General features: G+C 55.3%; 18 protein-coding genes. 8 read left to right on the top strand and 10 right to left on the bottom strand.

Going from position 1 to position 22,480, the window contains the following annotated elements; all coding sequences use genetic code 11:
• Window positions 1-151 precede the first annotated feature (151 nt).
• Entirely contained in the window at window positions 152-364 is a 213-nt protein-coding gene (gene cspA, locus ABLV07_RS09140; RefSeq protein WP_000014594.1) for an RNA chaperone/antiterminator CspA, read from the top strand.
• Between the two features lie 97 nt (window positions 365-461).
• Here cspA and ABLV07_RS09135 read toward each other — a convergent pair whose 3' ends face one another.
• From ABLV07_RS09135 to ABLV07_RS09120, 4 genes are all read right to left on the bottom strand, one after another.
• Window positions 462-2,081: an ABC-F family ATP-binding cassette domain-containing protein gene (locus tag ABLV07_RS09135; protein WP_046883621.1), complete on the bottom strand. Its 1,620-nt coding sequence runs from the start codon at window positions 2,079-2,081 to the stop codon at window positions 462-464.
• 232 nt (window positions 2,082-2,313) lie between these two features.
• Window positions 2,314-4,383: a glycine--tRNA ligase subunit beta gene (gene glyS, locus ABLV07_RS09130; RefSeq protein ID WP_020077709.1), complete on the bottom strand. Its 2,070-nt coding sequence runs from the start codon at window positions 4,381-4,383 to the stop codon at window positions 2,314-2,316.
• Between the two features lie 9 nt (window positions 4,384-4,392).
• On the bottom strand, window positions 4,393-5,304 hold the full coding sequence (gene glyQ / locus ABLV07_RS09125) for a glycine--tRNA ligase subunit alpha (protein WP_015369211.1): 912 nt from the start codon (window positions 5,302-5,304) through the stop codon (window positions 4,393-4,395).
• A 138-nt stretch (window positions 5,305-5,442) separates the two neighbouring features.
• Window positions 5,443-5,748 carry a YsaB family lipoprotein gene (locus tag ABLV07_RS09120; RefSeq protein ID WP_015369210.1) on the bottom strand — a complete coding sequence of 102 codons (306 nt, stop codon included), beginning with the start codon at window positions 5,746-5,748 and terminating at the stop codon, window positions 5,443-5,445.
• Window positions 5,749-5,927: 179 nt separating this feature from the next.
• Here ABLV07_RS09120 and ABLV07_RS09115 point away from each other — a divergent pair, with 179 nt between their 5' ends.
• Window positions 5,928-6,923 (top strand): acyltransferase, encoded by a 996-nt coding sequence (locus ABLV07_RS09115; protein WP_020077708.1) that lies wholly within the window; start codon window positions 5,928-5,930, stop codon window positions 6,921-6,923.
• A gap of 105 nt (window positions 6,924-7,028) precedes the next feature.
• Here ABLV07_RS09115 and yiaB read toward each other — a convergent pair whose 3' ends face one another.
• The 3 genes from yiaB to xylA all read right to left on the bottom strand — a co-directional run bounded on the left by yiaB (window position 7,029) and on the right by xylA (window position 10,448).
• Window positions 7,029-7,406: an inner membrane protein YiaB gene (gene yiaB / locus ABLV07_RS09110; RefSeq protein ID WP_032709372.1), complete on the bottom strand. Its 378-nt coding sequence runs from the start codon at window positions 7,404-7,406 to the stop codon at window positions 7,029-7,031.
• Between the two features lie 169 nt (window positions 7,407-7,575).
• The gene (xylB, locus tag ABLV07_RS09105; protein ID WP_047048274.1) at window positions 7,576-9,030 is read right to left on the bottom strand and encodes a xylulokinase; all 1,455 of its coding nucleotides are present in this window, start codon (window positions 9,028-9,030) and stop codon (window positions 7,576-7,578) included.
• Between the two features lie 95 nt (window positions 9,031-9,125).
• Window positions 9,126-10,448 (bottom strand): xylose isomerase, encoded by a 1,323-nt coding sequence (xylA, locus tag ABLV07_RS09100; protein WP_015703780.1) that lies wholly within the window; start codon window positions 10,446-10,448, stop codon window positions 9,126-9,128.
• 372 nt (window positions 10,449-10,820) lie between these two features.
• Between xylA and xylF the strand changes: the two genes are divergently transcribed.
• The 4 genes from xylF to xylR all read left to right on the top strand — a co-directional run bounded on the left by xylF (window position 10,821) and on the right by xylR (window position 15,883).
• The gene (gene xylF / locus ABLV07_RS09095; protein WP_032715308.1) at window positions 10,821-11,816 is read left to right on the top strand and encodes a D-xylose ABC transporter substrate-binding protein; all 996 of its coding nucleotides are present in this window, start codon (window positions 10,821-10,823) and stop codon (window positions 11,814-11,816) included.
• 64 nt (window positions 11,817-11,880) lie between these two features.
• Window positions 11,881-13,422, top strand: coding sequence for a xylose ABC transporter ATP-binding protein (locus ABLV07_RS09090; protein ID WP_020077705.1), 1,542 nt, complete (start codon window positions 11,881-11,883; stop codon window positions 13,420-13,422).
• Window positions 13,400-14,581: a xylose ABC transporter permease XylH gene (gene xylH, locus ABLV07_RS09085; RefSeq protein WP_032715309.1), complete on the top strand. Its 1,182-nt coding sequence runs from the start codon at window positions 13,400-13,402 to the stop codon at window positions 14,579-14,581. The genes ABLV07_RS09090 and xylH overlap by 23 nt, the downstream gene beginning before the upstream one ends.
• A 123-nt stretch (window positions 14,582-14,704) precedes the next feature.
• Window positions 14,705-15,883, top strand: coding sequence for a D-xylose utilization transcriptional activator XylR (xylR, locus tag ABLV07_RS09080; RefSeq protein WP_047048270.1), 1,179 nt, complete (start codon window positions 14,705-14,707; stop codon window positions 15,881-15,883).
• Between the two features lie 43 nt (window positions 15,884-15,926).
• Here xylR and ABLV07_RS09075 read toward each other — a convergent pair whose 3' ends face one another.
• The gene (locus ABLV07_RS09075; RefSeq protein WP_020077703.1) at window positions 15,927-16,754 is read right to left on the bottom strand and encodes a protein bax; all 828 of its coding nucleotides are present in this window, start codon (window positions 16,752-16,754) and stop codon (window positions 15,927-15,929) included.
• A 315-nt stretch (window positions 16,755-17,069) separates the two neighbouring features.
• Between ABLV07_RS09075 and ABLV07_RS09070 the strand changes: the two genes are divergently transcribed.
• Both ABLV07_RS09070 and avtA read left to right on the top strand, forming a co-directional pair.
• Complete coding sequence (locus tag ABLV07_RS09070; protein WP_348853497.1) at window positions 17,070-19,100, top strand: alpha-amylase; 2,031 nt, start codon at window positions 17,070-17,072, stop codon at window positions 19,098-19,100.
• Window positions 19,101-19,272: 172 nt separating this feature from the next.
• The gene (gene avtA / locus ABLV07_RS09065) at window positions 19,273-20,529 is read left to right on the top strand and encodes a valine--pyruvate transaminase (RefSeq protein WP_015369199.1); all 1,257 of its coding nucleotides are present in this window, start codon (window positions 19,273-19,275) and stop codon (window positions 20,527-20,529) included.
• A gap of 37 nt (window positions 20,530-20,566) precedes the next feature.
• Here avtA and ABLV07_RS09060 read toward each other — a convergent pair whose 3' ends face one another.
• Window positions 20,567-21,055 carry a 4Fe-4S dicluster domain-containing protein gene (locus ABLV07_RS09060; protein WP_063443084.1) on the bottom strand — a complete coding sequence of 163 codons (489 nt, stop codon included), beginning with the start codon at window positions 21,053-21,055 and terminating at the stop codon, window positions 20,567-20,569.
• A gap of 170 nt (window positions 21,056-21,225) precedes the next feature.
• Complete coding sequence (gene yiaY, locus ABLV07_RS09055; protein WP_015369197.1) at window positions 21,226-22,377, bottom strand: L-threonine dehydrogenase; 1,152 nt, start codon at window positions 22,375-22,377, stop codon at window positions 21,226-21,228.
• Window positions 22,378-22,480: the final 103 nt, after the last annotated feature.

Below are 22,480 nucleotides of genomic sequence, written 5' to 3'. Positions count from 1 at the left end.
GATGTACAGACCACAGAGCAGTCGAATAGAGCAGTCCTTCAAAGGTTATCCATTAGATATCCCCGTAGTGAACTTTCCCTTTATCGCTTTAAATCTGTAGTCCAGACCACTACGCCGCAAGGCTCACTAATTTTTTTAAAGGTAATTCACTATGTCCGGTAAAATGACTGGTATCGTAAAATGGTTCAACGCTGACAAAGGTTTCGGCTTCATCACTCCTGACGATGGCTCTAAAGACGTGTTCGTACACTTCTCTGCTATCCAGAACGATGGCTACAAATCCCTGGACGAAGGTCAGAAAGTTTCCTTCACCATCGAAAGCGGCGCTAAAGGCCCGGCAGCTGGCAACGTAACTTCTCTGTAAGTTCAAGCCGCTAAGAATAATAAATCCCTGCCTTATGGCGGGGATTTTTTTTATCTGTCGTCAACAGGCGCCATCAGCAGATGGCGCCTGTTGTCATTCAGAGGACGGTAAAATGCCAGCCCGTTTCCCTCCACTCCAGACAATGGGTCAGCTTCAGACCCTGTAAAAATGCCTCGTCATGCGATACCACCAGCATCGCGCCGGGAAACGTCGCCAGCGCGCTTTCAATTGCCTGGGTCGACGCCAGATCGAGGTGATTGGTTGGCTCATCCAGCAGCAGCAATTGAGTTGATTCCCGCCGCCAGAGCACGCAGGCAAGCGCCGCTTTCAGGCGTTCGCCGCCGCTTAACGCCGCCAGCGGAAGGCTGACCTTGTCAGCTCCCAGCAGGAGCTGCGCCAGACGGCTACGCAGTACTCCCTCATCCAGTGGGGTATCGCCCAGGTTAAGGTGCGCCATCACCGACAATGATAAATCCAGCTGCGTCAGATGCTGATCGAGATACGCCGCACTCACCGACAGCCGGACGTCGCCAGCGGTTGCCTGCTCCAGCCCCATCAGGGTTTTCAACAATGTTGTTTTGCCACAGCCGTTTGGCCCCTTTAGCGCGATGCGCATCGGGCCATCCACCCGCCAGTCGAGCGGCGCGGGGGATGAGTGAGCCAACTGCAGCGATTCCAGCACCAGTACCTGCTTGCCGGCAGCCACTTTACTGCCAGGCAGTGTGAACATCACCGGATCATCTTCTTCTACCCGCTCCCGTGCCTGATGCACAGCGGCATTCAGACTACAGTTCTGTTCGCGATGCTGACGGCGCAGCGTGCCAGGACGCTCTTTTGCCGCCCCTTTGTACTTCACACGCTCGAAAGAGGCGATATTCAACGTATCGACGGTACGCAGCGTCTGCGCCGAACGCCGCTGGGCCGCATCATGCTCCTTTTGCATCCGCGCCCGGGTGCGCCGCCGTTCGATTGCGGCATGTTCCAGCGCCGAGCGGGCAGCCTGTTGCTCCGCTTCACGTTGCTGCTGGTATTCAGCATAATTGCCGCCGTAGTTGCGCAGCGCCGCCGGCGTCAGCTCAATAATCCTCGGCATCAGGGCCAGCAATTCACGGTCATGACTGGCGATTAAGGCCCCGCCCCGCCAGAGTTTCAGCTGTTGATACAGCCACTCACGGCCCTGACGATCGAGATGGTTGGTGGGTTCATCCAACAGCAGATAGTCCGCGCCAGAAACGAATGCGCCGCACAGTAGCGCCTTCATTCGTTCGCCGCCGCTGAGCGAAAAGGCAGGACGATCGGCGGCGAATGCCGGGAGATCGGCATCGCGAAAGGCTGAACTCAGGCGATCGGGCAGATCCCAACGGCCATCTAACAGTTCGAAGTCATCTGCCAGCCCTTTCCCCTGTTCAAGGCGGGACAAGGCGTCAAATACTGGCGCATAACCCAGCAGGGAGGCAACGGTTGTCCCGGCCGTGAGGGTCGGCTGCTGCGCCACCCAGGCAACGGTGGCCGATCGTTCGATATGCCCGCAGGAGGGAGAATCGAGGCCCGCCAGCAGACGCAACAGGCGTGTCTTGCCAACGCCATTTCGCCCGACAAGGCCGCAAAGCAACGGTTCCAGCGATAAATTCAGCGGGCCAAAAAGCGTCTGTCCCGTCGCGAACTGACAGGTGACCTGATGTAAAACAAAAGAGGGGGTGTGGGCACAATGAGCCATAAGCACTCCTGAATGAAATCAATACTCCCCTACCCGCAGCGTTTGCGAGGTAAGGCGTGAAATTCATCAGTCGTGTTTGTTCATTTGTCGTGTGCGCTCCAGTGAGACGAGGGATTCGTCGGGGCATAGGATAGCCAGGCCCGAGCCTGGATTTCAAGATTATTTTTTCACCATTGCGATAAGGCAAAAAAAAGCCTGCCGGATGGCAGGCTTTTGACCTTTCTCGAGATAGTTACTGCAGCAGTGAAATATCCGCAACCTGCAGGAACAGCTCGCGCAGTTTGGACAGCAGCGTCAGACGGTTGATGCGGACATCTTTGTCTTCAGCGTTAACCATCACATTTTCGAAGAACTCATCAACCGGCTCGCGCAGCGCAGCCAGCTCAATCAGCGCATCCTGATAACGGCCTTCGGCGAAGTAAGGCTGGAGTTTATCACGCAGCACCACCAGATTACCGGCCAGCTTAATTTCCGCCGCTTCTTTCAGCACCGAGGCATGAACGATATCGTTCAGGGTCTCGTCGGATTTCGCCAGGATGTTGGATACGCGCTTGTTTGCCGCCGCCAGGGCGGAGGACTCTTCCAGCGTACGGAAGTGCGACACAGCCTTCATGCGCGCATCGAAATCCGCCGGGCGGGTCGGACGACGCGCCAGTACCGCCTGAATAGTATCAACACCATAGCCTTCGTCCTGATACCAGGCGCGGAAGCGGCCCAGCATGAAGTCGATGACGTCATCAACGACGTTGGCGTTAGTCAGCTTCTCACCATACAGACGCACCGCTTCTTCGGTCAGCGTTTGCAAATCAAGATTCAGGTTCTTCTCAACGATGATACGCAGTACGCCCAGCGCGGCGCGGCGCAGCGCAAACGGGTCTTTATCGCCTTTCGGATGCTGACCGATACCGAAGATACCCGCCAGAGTGTCCATCTTGTCGGCAATAGCCACCGCGCAGGCAACCGGGTTAGACGGCAGCGCATCGCCGGCAAAACGCGGCTGATACTGCTCGTTCAGCGCGACCGCAACATCTTCCGCTTCGCCGTCATGGCGCGCGTAGTGCATCCCCATCACGCCCTGCGTGTCGGTGAACTCGAAAACCATGTTGGTCATCAGGTCGCACTTGGACAGCAGGCCCGCGCGGGTCGCATGGTTAACGTCAGCGCCAATTTGTTCGGCAATCCAGCCCGCCAGCGCCTGAATACGATCGGTCTTATCGCGCAGGGTACCCAGCTGCTGTTGGAACAGCACGGTTTCCAGACGCGGCAGGTTATCTTCCAGACGTTTTTTACGGTCGGTATTGAAGAAGAACTCGGCATCGGCCAGACGCGGACGAACGACCTTCTCGTTACCGGAGATGATCTGCTGTGGATCTTTGGACTCGATATTCGCCACGAAGATGAAGTTCGGCAGCAGTTTGCCGTCGTTTGCATAGACCGGGAAGTACTTCTGGTCGCCCTTCATGGTGTAAACCAGCGCTTCGGATGGCACCGCGAGGAATTTCTCTTCAAACTTCGCCGTCAGCACTACCGGCCATTCAACCAGCGAGGTCACTTCTTCCAGCAGGCTTTCGCTCAGGTCAGCGTTACCGCCAATCTTACGCGCCGCCGCTTCAGCATCCGCTTTGATTTTGGCTTTACGCTCGGCGTAGTCGGCCATCACTTTACCGCGCTCCAGCAGAATCTGCGGATACTGGTCGGCATTGTCGATGGTGAATTCCGGCTCGCCCATAAAACGGTGCCCGCGGATGATACGGTCGGAAGCGATACCCAGAATGGTCGCCGGGATAACCTGATCGCCCAACAGCAGGGTCACGGTGTGAACCGGACGCACAAAGTGAACGTCAGAAGCGCCCCAGCGCATCAGTTTCGGGATCGGCAGCTTAGCCAGCGAGGTCGCAACCATGTTCGGCAGCAGCGTTTGCGCGCTTTCCCCCTTAACGTGGGCGCGATACAACAGCCATTCGCCTTTATCGGTGGTCAAACGTTCAGCCTGATCGACGGTAATACCACAGCCGCGCGCCCAGCCTTCGGCCGCTTTGCTTGGTTTACCTTCAGCGTCAAACGCCTGGGCAATGGCCGGGCCGCGTTTTTCGACTTCACGATCCGGCTGCGAGGCTGCCAGATTCGCCACTTTCAGCGCCAGACGGCGCGGCGCGGCAAACCATTCGACGGCGCCGTGCGCGAGGCCAGCGTTGTCCAGTTCCGCAGTAAAGTTGGCAGCGAAGGATTCAGCCAGGCTGCGCAGTGCTTTTGGTGGCAGCTCTTCGGTGCCGATCTCCACCAGGAAAGTTTTCTCAGACATGGCCGCCTCTTATTTGTCTTTGTTGCACATCGGGAAGCCAAGGGCCTCACGGGAAGCATAGTAAGCTTCTGCCACTGCTTTAGTCAGGGTGCGGATACGCAGAATATAGCGCTGACGCTCGGTGACGGAGATGGCTTTACGCGCATCCAGCAGGTTAAAGCTATGGGCGGCTTTGAGAATACGCTCGTAGGCTGGCAGCGGCAGCGGAGTTTCCAGCGCCAGCAGTTGCTGCGCTTCTTTCTCGTACTGCTCGAAGCAGGTGAACAGGAAGTCTACGTCCGCATATTCAAAGTTATAGGTGGATTGTTCCACTTCGTTCTGGTGGAAAACGTCGCCGTAAGTGGTTTTACCCAGCGGGCCATCGCTCCAGACCAGATCGTATACGCTGTCCACGCCCTGGATGTACATCGCCAGACGCTCCAGGCCGTAGGTAATTTCGCCGGTGACCGGTTTACACTCCAGCCCGCCAACCTGCTGAAAGTACGTAAACTGCGTTACTTCCATACCGTTCAGCCACACTTCCCAACCCAATCCCCAGGCGCCCAGAGTCGGGTTTTCCCAGTTATCTTCAACGAAGCGGATGTCGTGGATAGTCGGATCCATACCCAGCTCTTTCAGAGATCCGAGATACAGTTCCTGAATGTTGTCCGGGGACGGCTTAATCACCACCTGGAACTGGTAATAGTGCTGTAAGCGGTTCGGGTTTTCGCCATAGCGGCCATCGGTCGGGCGACGAGAAGGCTGTACGTAGGCGGTCGCCATCGGCTCTGGCCCCAACGCGCGTAAGCAGGTCATTGGGTGGGATGTGCCGGCGCCGACTTCCATGTCCAGTGGTTGAACAATGGTGCAGCCCTGACGAGCCCAGTAATCCTGTAAGGTCAGGATCAGGCCCTGGAAGGTCCTGGTATCAAACTTTTGCATATTATTTCGTGCTGGATACGTGTGGATTTAAAGGAAGGGATCAGTATACCCGCTGGCTGCGAGATATACAGTATGAAACGGCCTTTGTTTAGCGAAATTTGAGCAAAGCGGCGCCATCGTGCGGCGTTTAAGCCGCATTTAGCGCATAGAAAGATGTAAAAACTGGCCGTCTGGATCAAAAGAACAGACAAAGCGTTCATTCCGCGAAGTCAGACCGGAAAGCTCATAGCTTGCCTGGAACTGCTCGAAATGATTGACGTCGACGCGACGGGTGTCGGTGCTGTAACGTAACGCCGCCTGATCCTTGCATAATTTTTCCATATTCAGCGTAGTTTGCGGCGTAATACGTGCTTTTTGCGCTTTTTGAACGGGTTGAGCAGGTGTCTGGCTGCAGCCGACCAGCAGCAGCGCCGCCAGGGCAGATACGAAATATTTCATCACCATTTTTCTCAACCGCCTTGTTAGCCAATTGTTATCGTGCAGACCATGTAAAACTAGCCAAACATTTTGCGAATCTCACTGATGCTCTACAAGAGTGTGGCGAAAAACTCAGAATATTCCATTGTGATGACGACAAACGACGAGAGTCAGACTCTTTTTACGCAGGGGCCAATGAGGTACAGATGCAGGAAAAAATAAGCTGGATTACCAACTTGCGCGGCATAGCATGCCTGATGGTAGTAATGATTCACAGTACCACCTGGTACATTACCCATCCTCATAGCATCAGCTTGTTCGAATGGGATATCGCGAATCTGCTTAACTCGGCATCACGGGTCAGCGTCCCGCTTTTTTTCATGATTTCAGGATATCTGTTTTTTGGCGAACGCAGCGCCCAGCCCCGCCATTATCTGCGCATCGCGCTGTGTATTCTGTTCTATAGCGTGCTGGCGCTGCTCTATATCACCCTGTTTACCCACATCAACGTTGAGCTGTCATTAAAAAATTTACTGCAGAAGCCGGTGTTTTATCACCTGTGGTTTTTCTTTGCCATTGTGGTGATTTATCTGCTCTCGCCGCTGATTCAGGTGAAGCAGGTCAGCGGCAAAATGCTGCTGGCGCTGATGCTGGTGATTGGCCTCATCGCCAACCCCAATATGGTAAGCATCAAGGCGGGCGGCATTGAATGGCTACCGATAAACCTCTATATCAACGGCGATACCTTTTACTACGTACTGTACGGGATACTGGGCCGGGCGATCGGCGCCATGAACACCGACAGAAGAGGACTGACCCTGCTGTGCGCGCTGCTGTTTACCGCCGCGGTGTGGGTCATTTCACGCGGCACGCTGCATGAACTGCAATGGCGAGGCGATTTTGGCGATACCTGGTATCTGTATTGCGGGCCGGCTGTGTTTATCTGTGCAATCTCGTTATTCACCCTGGGCAAAAACATCCTCAATAGCCGTGAGCTCCCGGGTATCGCGTTAATCTCCAGACATTCATTAGGCATTTATGGCTTTCACGCATTGTTTATTCACGCTCTGCGCGCCAGCGGCCTTGAGCTAAGCCGCTGGCCCTTGCTGGATATTGTGTGGATTTTCGCCGCCGCGCTGTTGGGTAGCCTGGCGCTGTCTACGCTGGTTCAGCGAATTGATCGCCGTCGGTTGGTGAGCTGAAAATCGCCAATCAGCGCAATCCATGAGATCAGATGAAACGCGGGTGAATAGGTCGTCGCTTTTGTTTCCATTGCCGACGACCTCTCTTCACCGTCGGTTGACAGTTTATTCCACTGAGTTATTGCGCGCTTTATCCGCGACTTTAGCGGGATAAGACGTTGCTGACGCACCGTACATACAGACAAACCATGCCATCACGTAAATACTTTTTTCGCGCCACGGCGCCGGAACAAACCAGGCACCGACCAGCAGCAATCCTGCCGATAGCAACAGAACCAGCCGGCACAGGGAGATAAAATCATCATCTCGCTGCGCTTCCTGCTCCGTTCGTTGATGGGTGAGGACAGCAAACATCCCCATCACCAGCACGCCAAGAAAATAGCCTTTACCGCTGAACAGCGGGCACGTTCGCCAGATGCCGATGAGGTAAACCAGCGAGCCCAGCAGCATGATTAATCTTGCCGTCGTACGTTTTAATTTCATTGCGCCTCCCTGGCCATGGTAACCCTCATTATGACCGGGGAATCGCCGGTTGCGGCGGTTTCAGCAAGTTGGAATCAACAATTCGGAATAAATAAATATGCGAATTAAATCAATGCAAAGCGAATCATTCAGGAAGGGAATTCGCCCCAATAGATGAGGCGAGAACAACTTATGACATCAGCGGCTTAAGCTGCTGATAAATCTGGCGGAACGTTTCACGACGCGGCGCATAACGGGCAAACCGTTGAGCATCCGGCAGATGCGCCTGCTCCAGCGGCAGCTGCGGCAGGAGGTCAGAAAAAGCCGCATCGTGATGTACGCCCAGCTGCGCCAATCTTGCCGCACCTAACGCCGGGCCGACATCGCCGCCGGTGCGGAAATCCAGCTGCTGTCCGCTGATATCGGCGAGCATTTGCCGCCAGTATGCGCTGCGCGCGCCGCCGCCGATAAGGGTGACGCTGTCTGGCTTCACACCGCAGGAGTGCACAACATCCATGCCGTCGGCCAGCGCGTAACCCACCCCCTCAAGCACCGCCCGCGCCAGCTCGGCGGGACCATGTTGATGGGTAAGGCCGAAGAACACGCCTTTAGCCTGCGGATTGTTGTGCGGCGTACGCTCGCCGGAAAGATAAGGCAAGAACCACACCGGGTCGGCATTGTCATCCGCCGACTGCGCCGCGGCGATCAGCGCCGGTACGCTGCCAAGGCCGGTCAGCTTCGCCGCCCAATCCAGACAAGACGCGGCGCTGAGCATCACCGACATCAGGTGCCAGCGGCCCGGCAGCGCGTGGCAGAAACTATGCACCGCGCTTTCCGGTTTACTCAGAAAACCATCGCTGACGGCGAAATAGACGCCGGAGGTCCCCAGCGATAACATCGCCTGCCCCGCATCGGCCATGCCAACGCCGACAGCGCCTGCCGCGTTATCGCCGCCGCCCGCTACCACCAGCGCCCGCGGCATATTCCACGCCTGAGCGACCTCTGCGCGGAGTTGGCCGGTCACCTCGCAGCCTTCAAAGAGGGCCGGCATATTGTCGCGGCTGAGCCCGCAGGCGGCGAGCATTTCATCGCTCCAGTCACGACGCGCGACGTTCATCCACATCGTGCCGGCGGCGTCGGACATATCGCTGGCGTACTCACCGCTCATGCGCAGCCGCAGGTAATCCTTCGGCAACAGGACCTTATCGACCTGTTTAAAGATTTCGGCTTCGTGACGCTGTACCCACAGCAGCTTCGGCGCCGTAAAACCCGGCATCATCAGGTTGCCGGTGATTTGCCGCGAAGTGCCGACTTTTTCTTCCAGCAGCATGCACTCTTCGCCGCAGCGGCCGTCATTCCACAAAATCGCCGGACGCAGGACCCGCTGCTGTTTATCAAGCAGCGTGGCGCCATGCATCTGCCCGGCGATGCCTAAAGCTTTTACCTCGCGCAGGGAGTGTTGCGCGCCCAGCGCTTGCATCGCGGTATTCGTCGCCTGCCACCACTGTTCGGGATCTTGTTCGGACCAGAGCGGATGCGGGCGCGAGACGGTCAGTTTTTCGGTATGCGTCGCCAGTACGTCGCCCTGTTCATTGAGCAGAATGGCTTTTACGCCCGAGGTCCCTAAATCAATCCCGATATACATGCAGCGTCTCCTTAACGCGAACGCCACGGCAAAGCGTGGCGCAGCACAAATGGTTTACAGCCAGTGCCCGGTTTTAGCGGGCACTTTTGTCGGCATTACTTATCGAACAGATAATGGTTTACCAGGTTTTCCAGCAGTTCCTGATGCCCGCTGTGATGCTGCGGCGCCAGGTTATGCTGAGTCGCATAGTGCGCGATGTCGGTCAGGGTCATCTGGCCTGTGAGGATCTGCTGGCCCAATTCACCGTTCCAGCCGGCGTAGCGTTTCGCCACGCGTTTATCCAGCTCGCCGTCTTCAATCATGCGCGCCGCGACTTTCAGCGACAGCGCCATAGTGTCCATCGCGCCGATATGGCCGTAGAACAGATCGTATTTGTCGGTGCTCTGGCGACGAACTTTAGCATCAAAGTTCAGGCCGCCGGTGGTGAAGCCACCCGCCTTGAGGATCTCATACATCACCAGGGCGTTCTCTTCTACGCTGTTCGGGAACTGGTCGGTATCCCAGCCCAGCTGCGCATCGCCGCGGTTCGCGTCCACCGAACCGAACAGGCCCAGCGCAATAGCCGTGGCGATCTCGTGGTGGAAAGAGTGGCCGGCAAGGGTGGCGTGGTTGGCTTCAATATTCAGTTTAATCTCTTTTTCCAGACCAAACTGTTTCAGGAACCCGTAAACCGTGGAGGCATCATAATCATATTGGTGCTTGGTCGGCTCCTGCGGCTTCGGCTCGATCAGCAGGGTGCCCTGGAAACCAATTTTGTGTTTGTGTTCAACCACTAGTTGCATAAAGCGGCCAATCTGCTCGCGCTCCTGGCGCAGATCGGTATTAAGCAGGGTTTCGTAGCCTTCGCGACCGCCCCACAGAACGTAGTTTTCACCGCCCAACTTGTGGGTCGCATTCATTGCGGTGACCACCTGAGTCGCCGCCCAACTAAAGACTTCCGGATCGGGGTTCGTCGCCGCCCCTGCGCCATAACGCGGGTTGGTAAAGCAGTTTGCCGTCCCCCACAGCAGTTTAACGCCGCTCTGCTGCTGTTTTTCCGCCAGTACGTCCACCATCTGCGCGAAGTTGTTGCTGTACTCTTTCAGCGAAGCGCCTTCCGGAGAAACGTCGACATCATGGAAGCAGTAATACGGCACATTCAACTTATGGAAAAACTCAAATGCCACTTCGGCTTTACGTTTCGCCATTTCCAGCGCTTCGCCCGGCTGCTGCCATGGACGATCAAAGGACCCCACGCCAAACATATCCGCGCCATTCCAGCAGAAAGTGTGCCAGTAGCAGGCAGCGAAACGCAGGTGGTCTTCCATGCGTTTACCCAGTACTAATTCATCCGGATTGTAGTGACGGAAAGCCAGTGGGTTAGTCGATTTAGGGCCTTCATAACGAACGCGATCGAGTTGATCGAAATAGGTCTGCATAGAGAACTCCATATTCAGGGGTGCGGCGAGTAACAAGTTATACGTCAATATAGAATTCCACTTTCGCCTTCCTCAATTACGTTATTTCACACCGCCATTGAGAGAATCCACAAACGTGCGCCAGCTCGCAAAAATAATTCCTCTCCACATCATTTATGGAATCCTATGATGGATGTAAAATGAAATAACCTGCATACTCTTGAATAAAATACGATCGCGGTCATAAATTACAAAACAAACTAAATTTCATAATGCGAAAATAAGAACAGGTAATTGCCAGCCCTCGCTTCCCCGTTAAGAATCTGCAACGTATCTGCAACCTGAAGTTTATTCCTGTACGCCTTACCTACCCTTTGAAAAGGTATCGTTATTATGAAGATAAAGAACCTTTGCCTTACGCTCTGCGCCTCATCGCTCCTTCTCGCCAGCATGGCGGGCATGGCTAAAGAAGTTAAGATTGGGATGGCCATCGACGACCTTCGTCTGGAACGCTGGCAAAAAGATCGCGATATTTTCGTCAATAAAGCGGAATCATTAGGTGCCAAAGTATTTGTGCAATCCGCCAATGGCAACGAAGAAACGCAAATGTCGCAAATTGAAAATATGATCAATCGCGGCGTCGATGTTTTAGTAATTATTCCTTACAACGGCCAGGTGCTCAGTAACGTTATTAAAGAAGCGAAGCAGGAGGGAATTAAAGTCCTCGCCTACGATCGCATGATTAATAATGCTGACATCGATTTTTATATTTCTTTCGACAATGAAAAAGTCGGTGAAATGCAGGCCCAAAGCCTGGTTGACAAAGTGCCGCAGGGTAATTATTTCCTGATGGGCGGCTCGCCGGTGGATAATAACGCCAAACTGTTCCGCGCCGGCCAGATGAAGGTGCTCAAACCTTATGTCGATGAGGGCAAAATTAAGATCGTCGGCGATCAGTGGGTCGACGGCTGGCTGCCGGAAAATGCGTTAAAAATCATGGAAAACGCGCTGACGGCGAATAACAACAAAATTGACGCGGTAGTGGCTTCCAATGATGCGACCGCCGGTGGCGCTATCCAGGCGCTAAGCGCCCAGGGGCTGGCGGGTAAAGTCGCCATTTCCGGGCAGGATGCCGATCTGGCTGGCGTGAAACGTATTATTTCCGGCACCCAGACAATGACCGTTTATAAACCGATTACCACGCTTGCCACTAGCGCTGCCGAAATCGCCGTTGAATTAGGCAATGACCAGCAACCCAAGGCTGACGCCACGTTGAATAACGGCTTAAAAGATGTCCCCTCGCGCCTGTTAACGCCAATTGAAGTCAATAAAGAGAATATTGACGCCACGGTGATTAAAGACGGTTTCCACAAAAAGAGTGAACTGTAATGGCTGACGCCCCGCCTCGGGGCGTCATTTTCGTCCTGCCGGATATCGCTTTTGCGGAGTCTCTATGTCCTGGTTACTCGAAATGAAGAACATCACCAAAGCCTTCGGCGCGGTTAAGGCCGTGGATAACGTCAGCCTGCGGCTGAATGCCGGGGAAGTGGTGTCGTTATGCGGTGAAAATGGTTCGGGGAAATCAACGCTGATGAAAGTGCTGTGCGGGATCTATCCGCACGGCAGCTACGAAGGTGAAATTATTTTCGCTGGTGAGACGTTACAGGCGAATCATATTCGCGATACCGAGCGTAAAGGTATCGCCATTATTCACCAGGAGCTGGCGTTGGTGAAGCATCTCACGGTGCTGGAAAATATCTTTCTCGGCGCCGAGATCTCACGCCATGGCCTGCTGGATTACGAAACCATGACCCTGCGCTGCCAGAAGCTATTGGCGCAGGTGAATTTATCGATCTCGCCCGATACCCGCGTTGGCGATTTAGGCCTGGGCCAGCAGCAGCTGGTCGAGATTGCCAAGGCGCTAAATAAACAGGTACGTTTGCTGATCCTCGATGAACCCACGGCATCATTAACCGAACAAGAAACCGCGACGCTGCTGGCGATTATTCGCGATCTGCAAAACCACGGCATCGCCTGTATTTATATTTCGCACAAGCTCAATGAAGTTAAAGCCATCTCCGACACTATCTGCGTAATACGTGACGGTCAGCATATTGGCACCCGCGACGCCAGCGGGATGAATGAAGATGACATCATCACTATGATGGTCGGGCGCGAGCTCACGGCGCTGTACCCAAATGAACCACATAGTCATGGCGATGAGATCTTGCGGGTCGAGCATCTCACCGCCTGGCACCCGGTTAACCGTCATATCAAGCGCGTCAACGACGTGTCGTTTTCCCTCCGCCGCGGCGAAATCCTTGGCATCGCCGGGTTAGTCGGCGCCGGGCGCACCGAGGCGGTGCAATGTCTGTTTGGCGTCTGGCCGGGGCGCTGGCAGGGAAGCATCTTTATCGACGGACAGCCGGTGACGATTAACAACTGCCAACAGGCAATTGCCCATGGCATCGCCATGGTGCCGGAAGACCGCAAAAAAGACGGCATCGTGCCGGTGATGGCTGTCGGCAAGAACATCACTCTCGCGGCATTAAACCAGTTCACCGGTCCGGCAAGCAGCCTCGACGACGCCGCAGAGCAGCACTGCATTCAGCAGTCGATTCAGCGGCTGAAAATCAAAACGTCATCGCCGGATCTGGCGATTGGCCGCCTGAGCGGCGGCAATCAACAAAAGGCGATTCTGGCCCGCTGCCTGCTGCTCAATCCGCGCATTTTAATCCTCGATGAACCAACCCGCGGCATCGATATCGGTGCGAAATACGAAATCTACAAGCTTATCAATCAACTGGTGCAGCAAGGCATCGCCGTCATCGTGATCTCATCCGAACTGCCTGAAGTGCTCGGGCTGAGCGATAGGGTACTGGTGATGCACGAAGGCAAGCTTAAGGCCGATTTGCATAACCAAGGTCTGACCCAGGAACAGGTGATGGAAGCCGCACTGAGGAGCGAACGCCATGTCGAAAAACACGTCGTCTGAAATCAAACTTACGCCATCCGCCCCTGCCGCTTTTCCGGCGCTGAAAGGGCTCAATCTCCAGGTTTTCGTGATGATCGCCGCGATTATCGCCATTATGCTGTTCTTTACCTGGGTTACCGACGGCGCCTATCTGAGCGCGCGTAATATCTCCAACCTCCTGCGGCAAACCGCCATCACCGGCATCCTCGCCGTCGGCATGGTGTTCGTGATCATTTCGGCGGAAATCGATCTGTCCGTCGGCTCGATGATGGGGCTGCTCGGCGGCGCGGCGGCGATTTTCGACGTCTGGCTCGGCTGGCCGCTGCCGCTCACCATCCTCGTTACGTTGGTCATGGGGCTGCTGCTCGGCGCGTGGAACGGATGGTGGGTCGCCTATCGCAAGGTGCCCTCTTTCATTGTTACCCTTGCCGGGATGCTGGCGTTTCGCGGAATTTTAATCGGTATTACCAACGGTACCACCGTCTCGCCCACCACGCCGGCGATGTCGCAAATCGGCCAAAGTTATTTACCGGACGGCATCGGCTTTGGTATCGGCGTTATTGGCATGGCGGCCTTTATCATCTGGCAATGGCGCGGGCGGATGCGCCGACAGGCGTTAGGGCTGGCGACCACCAGTTCTGGCGGCGCCGTTGGCCGTCAGACCATCATCGCAGTTATCGTGCTGGGCGCTATCTGGTTGCTCAATGATTATCGCGGCGTGCCGACGCCGGTGCTCATACTCGCCGCCCTGCTGCTGGCGGGCATGTTTATGGCGACCCGCACCGCTTTTGGCCGTCGTATCTATGCCATTGGCGGCAATCTGGAAGCGGCCCGCCTCTCCGGGATTAACGTCGAGCGCACCAAGCTGGCAGTCTTCGCTATTAACGGCCTGATGGTCGCCATCGCCGGGTTGATCCTCAGTTCGCGACTGGGAGCGGGTTCGCCTTCCGCCGGCAATATCGCCGAACTGGACGCCATCGCCGCCTGCGTGATTGGCGGCACCAGCCTGGCGGGCGGTATCGGCAGCGTGGCAGGGGCCGTAATGGGGGCGTTTATTATGTCGGCGCTGGATAATGGCATGAGCATGATGGACGTCGCCACCTTCTGGCAATACATCGTCAAAGGCGCCATTTTACTGTTGGCGGTCTGGATGGATTCGGCTACCAAGCGGAGAACATAACGGTATCACTATGAAAAATGCCCGAATAACTTGCGCCACCGCCAAACTTCGCCAAAAGGCGCTTGAAATAATTCGGGCATTAGCCGGTATTGTATGACCGGGGTAAGAGCAGGAATATCATCTATGTTTGAAAAGCGTCACCGCATTACGCTGTTATTCAACGCCAACAAAGCCTATGACCGTCAGGTGGTTGAAGGCGTTGGCGAATATCTGCAGGCATCGCAGCTGGAATGGGATATCTTTATCGAAGAAGATTTTCGCGCACGTATCGAAAACATCAAAGAGTGGTTGGGCGATGGCGTTATCGCCGATTACGACGACCCGGAGATAGAAAAACTGCTGGCGGATGTCAAAGTGCCAATTATCGGCGTCGGCGGCTCCTATCACCAGCCAGAATGCTATCCGCCTGTTCACTATATCGCCACCGATAATGCCGCGCTGGTCGAAAGCGCATTCCTGCATCTGAAAGAAAAAGGCGTGAACCGTTTCGCTTTTTACGGGCTACCGACATCCAGCGGCAAGCGCTGGGCGAGGGAGCGCGAACACGCCTTCTGCCAGCTAGTCGCCAAAGAGAAATACCGTGGCGTGGTCTATCAGGGGCTGGAGACCGCGCCGGAAAACTGGCAGCATGCGCAAAATCGGCTTGCCGACTGGCTGCAAACGCTGCCGCCGCAAACCGGTATTATCGCCGTGACCGATGCCCGCGCCCGTCACATTCTGCAGGCCTGTGAGCTGCTGCATATTCCGGTGCCGGAAAAACTGTGCGTCATTGGCATCGATAACGAAGAACTGACCCGCTATCTCTCCCGCGTCGCGCTCTCTTCCGTGGCGCAGGGTACCCGACAGATGGGCTACCAGGCGGCGAAACTTCTGCATCGATTACTGGAAAACGAAGCGCTACCGCTACAGCGGCTGCTGGTGCCGCCGATGCGCGTCATTGAGCGGCGCTCCACCGATTATCGCTCGCTCACTGACCCTGCGGTGATTCAGGCGATGCATTATATCCGCAATCACGCCTGCAAAGGCATCAAGGTTGAGCAGGTGCTCGACGCCGTCGGCATCTCTCGCTCTAATCTGGAAAAACGCTTTAAAGAAGAGGTCGGCGAGACCATCCACACGGTGATCCACAGCGAAAAGCTGGAAAAAGCGCGCAGCCTGCTGGTCTCCACCACGCTATCGATAAACGAAATTTCGCAGATGTGCGGTTATCCGTCGCTGCAGTATTTCTATTCAGTGTTTAAGAAAGAGTACGACGTGACGCCGAAAGAATACCGCGATCGGCACAGTGAAGTGATGATGTAGCAGAAAAGAAAAATGCCCGGGCTTACGCACCGGGCATTGATGATTACATATGAGCGGCAATTAAGCGCTGATTGTCCTGATACATAGCGAAGAGATAGTTGTTATAGCTCGACCCTTTCGTCGAGTACCCCTTCAACTTGTGGATCATCGCGCTGGCAGTCACTTCCTGGTCCGTCTTACGCAGCTGTGCGCGAGACTTACGGAAGGATGAATAAGCCGGATGCGTGTTAAGGTTTCTCACGTAAGCCTGAACCGACTGCTCGACCGATTCAAACTGGGAGTAGCCTTTCATCGCACCGCGACAATTGCCGCCGCCGCACTTCATACCAAACAGGTTGTTGTTCACGCGCGCCAGCTTCGAGGTGCCCCAACCGCTTTCCGCCGCCGCCATGGTCGCCACCATGCTGTTTGGAATAATGTCGACGCGCTCAAGCAGCGAGTTCCATGGTATACGGCGAGTATTGCCAGACCACTTCACTTTATAACGTGAGGCGATATCTTTCAGACGCGCCTGCTCGCTCGGCGACCAACGGCCGTCGTATTGCTTAGAGACAAGCCAGTTACGATCTGCCGTGATCGCTTGATTTTGCTTTGTAATGTAAGGCATAACCGTCCGGAGAAACGCTTTTTTCCTTGGTGTCCCGGAAGGGTATTTTCGCAAATCAGGAAGTGAACTGCTCTTTACACTATTGCGAGAATACTCTTGTTTACTGCTAACCTTGATACTACTGGGCTTCTTTACTTTCTTAACTACTGAGGCTTTATGACTCTTTGTTGCTGTGTGCGTTGTTGCCAACACACTACCTGAAAATATACAGGTAAGTAACATGAGTATCGCAGCCCCATATCGTCGCATGGGAATCGATATCATTAGGTCTCCTGGTCGGATTTACTCATTCCAACACCTTGTTTTTCGCAAAAAATCGATAGTTGAATCGCGAATAGTATCAAAAATACCCAGAGAGAGCATCAAGAGAAATAGTCCAATTCCGAATTGCTGTCACCTGAAATCGGTTTCTGCACCGTCGCGAATGCGCAGAAATGCTATCTCCGTCTCATTTATAGCTCATTTTTTGAGCTAAATCACTCACCCCTTTTCATCCTCCCCGCAAAATTACCGGCGGGATGATTTCAACCTTATGGCGCGCAGACACACTGTGATAAAAACCACTAACAGGACTCCAGCATGAAACTCGCTGCGCTTGCCTCGCTACTGCTGCCCGGGATGGCCTTTGCCGCCTGGACAACCGCTGACTTCCCCGCCTTCACTGAACAGGATGCAGGCCGTTTCACGACGCAAAATGAGGTGACGAAGGGTACCCGCCCTTTGCGGATAAGTTTTGACCAACAGTGCTGGCAGCCGGCGGGGGCGATAAAACTCAATCAGATGCTGTCGCTGGAACCCTGCCGGGATACTCCGCCGCAGTGGCGCGTGTTCCGTGACGGGCGCTATACGCTGGAAGTCGATACCCGCTCCGGTACGCCAACGCTGATGCTGTCGCTGGCGGAACAGCACACTACCAGTACGCAGCCGCTGCTGCGCCAGTGTCCCAAATGGGATGGTAAACCGCTGACGCTCGACGTCGGCCAAACGTTCGCTGAAGGAAGCCAGGTCCGCGATTTTTATAGCGGTAATATCGCCACGGTGAAAGCGGGCAAAATCACGCTGCGGCCCGCCGCTGGTAGTAATGGGCTCCTGCTGCTTGAACAAGCGAATAGCGTCGCCAGCGCGCCGTTTAACTGGCACAACGCCACGATCTATTTTGTCCTGACCGATCGCTTCGTCAACGGCAATCCGGCCAACGACAACAGCTACGGGCGCCATAAAGACGGTATGCAGGAGATAGGCACCTTCCACGGCGGCGATTTACAAGGGCTGACCAGCAAGCTGGATTATCTTCAACAGCTTGGCGTCAACGCGCTATGGATAAGTTCACCGCTGGAGCAAATTCACGGCTGGGTCGGCGGCGGCACCAAAGGCGACTTTCCCCACTACGCCTATCACGGTTACTACACCCAGGACTGGACCCGTCTTGACGCCAACATGGGCGACGAAGCCGACCTTCGACAACTGGTTGATGAGGCCCATCGGCGCGGTATACGCGTGCTGTTTGATATCGTCATGAATCACGCCGGTTACGCCACGCTCGCCGATATGCAGGAATTTCACTTCGGCTCGCTGTATCTGAAAGGCGATGAACTGAAAAAAACGCTTGGCGAGCGCTGGACCGACTGGAAACCGGCGTCGGGGCAAAGTTGGCACAGCTTCAATGATTACATCAACTTCAGCGATAAAGCAGGCTGGGAACAATGGTGGGGGAAAAAATGGATCCGCACCGATATCGGCGACTACGACAATCCGGGTTTCGACGATTTCACCATGTCGCTGGCGTTCCTGCCGGACCTGAAAACCGAATCGACGATCCCTTCTGGCCTGCCAAATTTCTATCGTCACAAACCAGATACCGCCGCCAAAGAGATAGCCGGCTACACGCCACGGGACTATCTGACCCATTGGCTTAGCCAATGGGTACGCGACTACGGGATTGACGGTTTCCGCGTCGATACCGCGAAACACGTCGAACCGGACGCCTGGCAGCAGCTCAAAACGCAGGCCACGGCCGCGCTGGCGGAATGGAAAAAAGCGAATCCGCAGAAAGCGCTGGATGATGCGCCATTCTGGATGACCGGCGAGGCCTGGGGTCACGGCGTAATGCAAAGCGACTACTATCGCCACGGCTTCGACGCGATGATTAATTTCGATTATCAGGATCAAGCGGCGAAAGCGGTGGACTGTCTGGCAGACATGGACGCCACCTGGCAGCAGATGGCGGACAAGCTGCAGGGTTTCAACGTGCTGAGCTATCTCTCCTCGCACGATACCCGCCTGTTCCGCGAAGGCGGCAGCCGGGCGGCGGAACTGTTATTACTCGCGCCAGGCGCCGTACAACTCTTCTATGGCGATGAATCTTCGCGCCCGTTCGGCCCCACGGGCTCCGACCCGCTGCAGGGTACCCGCTCCGATATGAACTGGCAGGATGTTGCCGGCAACGCGGCCGGTAACGTCGCACACTGGCAAAAAATCGCCCAATTCCGCGCCCGCCATCCGGCCATTGGTATGGGTAAACAACAGACGCTGACGCTAGAGCAGGGCTATGGTTTCGTGCGTGAAAGCAGCGCTGATAAAGTGATGGTTGTCTGGGCCGGACAGCAATAGCAGACGCTTACCGGGCTCCTTGCCGTTGGCGGGAGCCTTTTCAGCACAAATTACTAAAATTAACCCTATTAGCAGAACAAAAATTAAATCGCTCCCCCCTGTGCCGATTTGCACCGCGTTGACGCTGGCGTTATGGTAATTCCCTTTCCAGAAGACCAACAGAATATCCGCGATGACATTTTCACTTTTCGGCGACAAATTCACCCGTCATTCAGGCATCACCCGCCTAATGGAAGACCTCAATGACGGCCTGCGCACACCGGGCGCTATCATGCTGGGCGGCGGCAACCCCGCGCAAATCCCGGAGATGAATGAATACTTCAATAGCCTGCTGGCCGATATGCTGGATAACGGCAAAGCCCTTGATGCGCTTTGCAATTATGATGGTCCGCAAGGGAAAAGCGAGCTTCTGACCCTGCTTGCGCAAATGCTGCGTGAAGAATTAGGTTGGGAGATCGAACCACAGAATATTGCTCTAACAAATGGCAGTCAGAGCGCGTTTTTCTACTTATTTAACCTGTTTGCCGGCCGCCGTGCCGACGGCACCACCCGCAAAGTGCTGTTCCCGCTGACGCCAGAATATATCGGCTACGCCGATTCCGGGCTGGAAGAGGATCTGTTTGTCGCCACCCGTCCCAACATTGAGCTGCTGCCGGAAGGCCAGTTTAAGTATCACGTGGACTTCGAACATCTGCAGATCACCGAAGAGACGGGGATGATCTGCGTCTCCCGGCCAACCAACCCGACCGGCAACGTCATTACCGACGAAGAGCTTATTAAGCTGGATGCCCTCGCCAATCAGCACGGCGTCCCGCTGGTTATTGATAACGCCTATGGCGTGCCTTTCCCGGGTATTATTTTTAGCGAAGCGCGCCCGCTGTGGAATCCGAACATCGTGCTGTGCATGAGCTTATCCAAGCTCGGCCTGCCGGGCACGCGCTGCGGCATTATCATCGCCAACGAGAAAATCATTACCGCCATCAGCAATATGAACGGCATTATCAGCCTCGCTCCGGGCGGCATTGGCCCGGCAATGATGTGCGAAATGATTAAGCGTAAAGACCTGCTGCGTCTGTCGGAGACGGTGATTAAACCGTTCTATTATCAGCGTGTTCAGGAAACTATCGCTACCATTCGCCGCTATTTACCGGAAGAACGCTGCCTGATTCATAAACCGGAAGGGGCGATTTTCCTCTGGCTGTGGTTTAAGGATCTGCCGATCTCCACCGAGCTGCTGTATCAGCGCCTGAAACAACGCGGTGTGCTGATGGTGCCGGGCGATTACTTCTTCCCGGGGCTGGACAAGCCGTGGCCGCATACGCATCAGTGCATGCGCATGAACTACGTGCCGGACCCGGAGAAAATCGAGGCGGGAGTGAAAATTCTTGCCGAAGAGATTGAGCGCGCCTGGCAGGAGCAAGACGCCTGATGGTGTTTCCCGGCCATGACTGACCGGGAACATCCGATTACATTGCCTGCGCCGCCCAACGGCGGCGCTCGGCGCTTAATCTTTCCAGCTCGGCGGGCTCAATACAGCGCAGCGCCTGAGTCGGGCAGGCCGCTACGCACGCCGGCCCCGTTTGCCGGTGCGCGCACAGGTCGCACTTCAGCGCCTGCACGCCTTCGTCAGTCAACATCACCGTCATCGCCCCATAAGGGCACGCCACCATACAGCTTTTACAACCAATGCACAGCCGTTGCTCGACTCGCCAGACGTCGCCTTCATGGCGTATTGCCCCTTCCGGGCAGACGTTCGCGCAGGGCGCATCCTCGCACTGACGGCACAGCGTCGCCGTTGATAGCTCATCGCTCTTAACCACCCGAATCCGCGGCGTAAAGCGTCTTGCAGAAACGGTAGAACAATCTTGATCCTGCTGATGCGATACCACGCAGGCCACCTCGCAGGTTCGACAGCCGATACACTTTTGCGCATCGGCGATAATAAACCGGTTCATCCTCAACTCCATTCGGGATAAAAACGCAGCGTGCCAGAAAAGCCCCGCTACGCGCTTTGATCCTGAATGGAATCAGCAACGTTTTAGGCAAATGCGACATCAAATTTGGGTAAAACCGGGGGGAATGGCGCTTCACCCGGCGGCGTATCGCCGCCGGGGAGTTTTTAGGATTACATCGCGGCGCGGAAAATCGCCATAATCTCTTCGTGGGTCGCCTGAATCGGATTGGTTAAACCGCAGGCATCTTTCAGCGCGTTGCTGGCCAGCAGCGGGATATCCTCTTCTTTAACGTTCAGATCGCGCAGACCGGCCGGGATGCCGACTTTACGCGCCAGCTCGCGGATGGCCGCGATGCAGGCTTCCGCGCCCTGCTTATCGTTCAGCCCGGCAACGTTCACGCCCATTGCCTGCGCGCAGTCACGCAGACGCGCGGCGGCGACGCTGCAGTTGTACTCCTGCACAAACGGCAGCAGTACGGCGTTGCAGACGCCGTGCGGCAGATCGTAGAAGCCGCCCAGCTGGTGCGCCATTGCGTGGACGTAGCCCAGCGACGCGTTGTTGAAGGCCATACCGGCAAGGAACTGCGCATAGGCCATCGCTTCACGCGCCTGTTCATTGCCGCCATCTTCCACTGCGTGAGTTAAATTCTGCGAAATCATGGTCATCGCTTTCAACGCGCAGGCATCGGTGATCGGCGTCGCCGCGATAGAAACATAGGCTTCGATAGCGTGAGTCAGCGCGTCCATACCGGTGGCGGCGGTCAGCGATTTCGGCATCCCCATCATCAGCGAGGAGTCGTTAACCGACAGAACCGGCGTCACGTGCTTATCGACAATCGCCATTTTGATGTGGCGATCGACATCGGTAATGATGCAGAAGCGGGTCATTTCGGAAGCCGTACCGGCGGTGGTATTGATAGCGATCATCGGCAATTGCGGTTTTGCCGAACGGTCCACCCCTTCATAGTCACGGATGTTGCCGCCATTTGCCGCGACCAGCGCGATACCTTTCGCGCAATCGTGCGGGGAACCGCCACCCAGGGAAATCACGCAGTCGCAGTTATTCTCTTTCAGCAGCGCCAGACCGCTTTCGACGTTCAGAGTCGTCGGGTTCGGGTGCACGCCGTCATACACCACGCTGAAAATATCCCGCTCCTGTAACGCCTTTTGTACTTCACCCGCCATACCTAATTTATTCAGCATCGCGTCGGTGACAATTAATGCCCGACGATATCCGTATTGCTGGATAGTATTCATCGCTTCAGTAACAGAACCAGCGCCAATAACGTTTACTGGCGGAATATAAAAAGTCGATGCAGCCATGATGATTCCTTCATTTAGGTGAATATCATGGAAGGGTACGAGGATGTCGAAATAAAAAACATGACCTGAACGCCATTTCTGGCAAGAAATTTGATTAAAAACA

Source organism: Klebsiella sp. CN_Kp097, assembly GCF_040064495.1.
Lineage (GTDB): Bacteria > Pseudomonadota > Gammaproteobacteria > Enterobacterales > Enterobacteriaceae > Klebsiella > Klebsiella aerogenes.
Note: the sequence above shows the minus strand (reverse complement) of the source record. Positions and strands in the feature narration are given on the sequence as shown.